The following is a 5,320-nucleotide window of genomic DNA, read 5'->3' on the forward strand; positions in this document are numbered from 1 at the left end:
AGATCGAAACCGCCCTCACCGCCCTGGACCACATCCACCAGGCCGTCGCCATCGTCCGCGACGACACCCTCCTCGCCTACCTCGTCACCGACAACACCGGGTTCGACCTCACCACCGTGCGCCGCGAACTCGCCACCACCCTCCCCGAATACATGATCCCCGCGGCGTTCGTCACCCTCGACGCCATCCCCCTCAACAGCAGCGGCAAGACCGACCGCCGCGCCCTCCCGGCCCCGGACCTGGACGCCTTCACCACCAGTAACCGCACCGCCCCCCGCACCCCCGTCGAGGAACGCCTCGCCGCGGTCTGGGCCCAGGTCCTCGGCCTGCCCCAGGTCGGCGTCGAGGACAGCTTCTTCGACCTCGGCGGCGACTCCATCCGCGCCGTCCGCCTCACCGGAGCCCTCCGCGCCGCCGGCTACGACATCACCATCCCGGACGTCTTCCAGCAGCGCACCATCGCCGCCCTCGCGGCCCGGATCGGTGACGGCACCGGCGAGTCCCTGATCACCGCCGTCGAGCCCTTCGCCCTCATCGGCGACGACGACCGCGCGGCCCTCCCGGCCGACATCGTCGACGCCTACCCGCTCTCCCAGGCGCAGACCGGCATCCTGGTGGAGGTCATGTCCGCGGTCGACCGTGCGGTCTACCACAACATCGACTCCTTCCGGCTGCCCGACCCGCAGCCGTTCGACGCCGAGGCCTTCCGCCGCGCCGTCGACACGGTGGTGGCCCGGCACGACATCCTGCGCACCTCCATGCACCTGGACGGCTACAGCCAGCCCCTCCAACTCGTCCACGCCGCCACCGAGGCACCGGTGGCCGTGTACGACCTGCGCGGTCTGACCGAGGCCGAGATCACGGAGCGTGCGCTCGCCTACGCCGAGGAGGAGCGGGCCCGCGGGTTCGAGCTCACGACGGCTCCGCTGCTGCGGTTCGCGGCACACGTCGAGTCCGACCGGGCGTGGCGCCTGACGATCAGCCACAACCACGCGGTCAGCGACGGCTGGACGCTCAACTCGCTGCTGATGGAGCTCCACGGCGCCTACCGGGCACTGCGGGACGGCCTTGAGCCGGCGGCCCACGAGCCGGTTCCGGTGCGCTATGCCGACTTCGTCGCCGCCGAGCAGACCGCGCTCTCCGACCCGGCGACCCAGGCCTTCTGGCAGCGCGTCGTCGACGCCCACAGCCCGCTGGTGCTGCCCGCCACCTGGGGCGGTGAGCCGGGCGAGCGCCTCGGGGTCCGGGTGCCGTTCGCGGACCTGGAGGACGGCTTGCGCAGGCTCGCGGCCGAGGCGAGGACCTCGCTCAAGAGCGTCATGCTGGCCGCCCACCTCAAGGTGATGGGCAGCCTCACCGCCGAGGACGCCTTCCACACCGGCGTGGTCTACCACGGCCGCCTGGAGGCCCCCGGCTCCGACCGGGTGCTCGGCATGCACCTCAACACCCTGCCCTTCCCGACCGACCGGGGCGCGAAGACCTGGCGCGAACTGATCGAGCGGACCTACGCCATCGAGACCGCCATCTGGTCCCACCGCCGCTACCCGCTGCCCGCCATCCAGCGCGCCGCCGGCAGCTCCCGCGACCTGCTCACCGTCCTCTTCGACCACCACGACTTCCACCAGGTCGACACCGACTCCGTCGATGTCGAGGCCACCATGGCGGGCGGTTCGAACGAGTTTGCGCTGATGGCGATCCCGCAGGGCGGGCACGTCAACCTGAGCAGCTCGACGGAGTTCTTCACCGCGGCGAACCTGGAGCGGCTGGGCGCGATGTACCGGTCGGTGCTGGAGGCGATGGCCGCCGACGCCGACGGCGACGCCCGCGCCGCCCACCTCCCGGCCGACGAACTCTCCCGACTGCTCGGCACCTGGAACACCGCCGTCGAGCAGCCGGTCGAGGACTGCGTCCACGAGCTGTTCGCCGCCCAGGCCGCCCGCACCCCGGACGCCATCGCGCTGACCAGTAGCGATCAGAGCCTGACCTACGCGGAGCTGGACGAGCGGGCGAACCGTATCGCCCACCACCTCATCGCCCTCGGCGCCGGCCCCGAGCGGATCGTCGGCCTCTCGCTGGAGCGCGGACCCGACCTCATCCCGGCCCTGCTGGGCATCCTGAAGTCCGGCGCCGCCTACCTGCCGCTCGACCCGGCCAACCCCGCCGACCGCCTCGCCTACATGCTGGCCGACGCCAAGGCCGACCTGCTCGTCACCCACTCCGCCCTGGAAGAGCTGGAGTTCACCGGGACCCGTGTGCTCGTCGACGTCCACGAGCGGGAGATCAACGCGTGCCCGGCGACCCCGCCGGTCACCGGTGTCCGTCCGGACAATCTGATCTACGTCATCTACACCTCGGGCTCCACCGGCCTGCCCAAGGGCGTCAGCCTCACCCACGCCAACGTCGCCCGCCTGTTCACCGCCACCCGCGAGAACTACCACTTCGGCCCCACCGACGTCTGGCCGCTCTTCCACTCCTACGCCTTCGACGTCTCCGTCTGGGAGATGTGGGGCGCCCTCCTCCATGGCGGCCGACTCGTCGTCGTTCCCTCCGCGATCGCCCGCTCCCCGCACGACATGCTCGACCTGCTCACCACCGAACAGGCCACCATCCTCTGCCAGACCCCCTCCGCGTTCCGCACCCTCACCCAGCTCGCCGCCGACAACGACCCCCGGGTCGACGAACTCGCCCTGCGTGCCGTCGTCTTCGCCGGCGAACGCCTCGAAATGATCGAACTGCGCCCCTGGACCGACCGCGTCGGCACCCAGCACACCGCACTCGTCAACATGTACGGCATCACCGAGACCACCGTGCACTCCACCTACCACCGCATCACCGACACCGACGTCACCCGGACCGCGCACAGCCCCGTCGGCTCCCCGATGGACGACACCGCCATCCACCTCCTCGACGCCCGGGGACACCTCGTCCCGACCGGCGTCCCCGGCGAGATCCACGTCACCGGCCCCGCCGTCGCCCGCGGCTACCTCAACCGCCCCGCACTCACCGCCGAACGCTTCCTCCCCAACCCCCACGGACCCGCCGGCTCCCGGCTCTACCGCTCCGGCGACCTCGCCCTGCGCCTGCCCGACGGCACCCTCGAATCCCTCGGCCGGATCGACAAGCAGGTCAAGATCCGTGGCTACCGCATCGAACTGGGCGAAATCGAAGCCGCGCTCACCCAACACCCCACCGTCCGCCAGAGCGTCGTCACCGTTCGCGACAGCCACACCAACGGCGAGAAGATGCTCGTCGCCTACGTCGTCCCGGCCACCGACACCGTCCTCGACACGACCGCGCTCCGCACCCACCTCGGGACCTCACTGCCCGAGTACATGGTCCCGGCCGCGTTCGTCACCCTGGACACGATTCCGCTGACCACCAACGGCAAGGCCGACACCCGCGCCCTCCCCGCGCCCGACCTGGACGCCTTCAGCACCACCGGCTACACCGCCCCGCGCACTCCGGTCGAGGAGCGCCTGGCCGCGGTCTGGGCCGAGGTCCTCGGCCTGCCCCAGGTCGGTGTCGAGGACAGCTTCTTCGACCTCGGCGGCGACTCCATCCGCGCCGTCCGCCTCGTCGGCGCCCTGCGCGCCGCCGGCTACGACATCACCATCCCGGACGTCTTCCAGCAGCGCACCATCGCCGCCATGGCGATCGCGGTCGGTGACGGCACCGGCGAGTCCCTGATCACTGCCGTCCAGCCCTTCGCCCTCATCGGCGACGACGACCGCGCGGCCCTCCCGGCCGACATCGTCGACGCCTACCCGCTCTCCCAGATCCAGACCGGCATGCTCGTCGAGATGCTCGCGGCACAGGGCGGCAGCACCTACCGGAACATCAACTCGTTCCGCCTGCCGGACGCGTTGTCGTTCTCGCCGGACGTCCTGCGCCAGGCCGTCGACACGGTGGTCGCCCGGCACGACATCCTGCGCACCTCGATGCACCTGGACGGCTACAGCCAGCCCCTCCAGCTCGTCCACGCCACGGCCGAGGTCCCGATCACCACGCACGACCTGCGCGGACTGACCGAGGCCGAGGTCGCGGAGCGCACGACCGCCTACGTCGAGCAGGAGCGGGCGACGGGCTTCGACCTGACCGCCGCCCCGCTGCTGCGCATCGCCGCACACGTCGAGTCGGACCAGAGCTGGCGCCTGACGTTCAGTCATATCCATGCCGTCACCGAGGGGTGGAGCTACCACACCCTGGCGATGGAGATCGTGACCCTCTACCGCAGCCTGCGGAACGGCGAGCAGCCGACCGCCTACGAGGTGCCGGCGGTCCGCTACGCGGACTTCATCGCCGCCGAGCAGACCGCGCTGGCCGACCCGGCCACCCAGGCCTTCTGGCAGCAGCTCGTCGATGCCCACAGCCCGCTGGTCCTGCCCGGTTCCTGGGGTGAGGGCGAGCGCCACGGGAACGAGCGCCACGGTGTCCCGGTCCCGTTCCTGGACCTCAAGGACGGACTGACCCGACTGGCCACCGCCGCCAAGACCTCGCTCAAGAGCGTGCTGCTGGCCGCGCACCTCAAGGTGCTCGGCAGCCTGACGGCCGAGGACGCCTTCCACACCGGCGTGGTCTACCACGGCCGGATGGAGGCACCGGGCGCCGACCGGGTGCTCGGCATGCACCTCAACACCCTGCCGTTCCCGACCACTCGGGGCGCGAAGACCTGGCGTGAGCTGGTCGAGCGGACCTACGCCACCGAGACCGCCATCTGGTCCCACCGCCGCTACCCGCTGCCCGCCGTCCAGCGCGCCGCCGGCAACTCCGGCGACCTGGTCTCGATCCTCTTCGAGTACCTGGACTTCCACCTCGTCGACGACGGCCCCATCGATACCGATGGCTCGCTGGGCGACGGCGCCAACGAGTTCGCCCTCAACGTGCTGGCCCGCCCGGACCGGGTGAACCTCAGTGCCCCGACCGCCGGGGTGGGTCGGGAGTGGCTGGGCCTGCTGGGTGAGCGTTACCGGCTGGTCCTGGAGGCGATGGCCGCCGACCCCAACGGCGACGCGACCCTCTCCCACCTGCCCGAGACCGAGCGCACCCAGCTCACGACCTGGGCCGCGGGCGACCCCGTCGACTGGCCGCAGGGCCTGACCGTCGACCTGATCGAAGCCCAGGCGCAGGCCACGCCCGACGCGGTCGCCGTCATCGCCGGGGACGTCCGCCTCACCTTCCGCGAGGTCGACGAACGCGCCAACCGCATCGCCCACCACCTGCTCACCCTCGGCGCCGGACCGGACGTCCTCGTCGGCGTCTGCCTGGAGCGCGGCCCCGACCTCGTCCCCACCCTCCTCGGCGTCTGGAAGGCCGGCGCCGC

1 protein-coding gene is annotated in these 5,320 nt (G+C 71.6%); it reads left to right on the forward strand.

Annotation, left to right across the window (positions count from 1 at the left end; translation table 11 throughout):
- A partial coding sequence (locus ACZ34W_RS38290) for an amino acid adenylation domain-containing protein (protein WP_465611072.1) occupies window positions 1–5,320 on the forward strand: 5,320 nt, incomplete at both ends.

Source organism: Kitasatospora sp. NPDC022856, assembly GCF_055561235.1.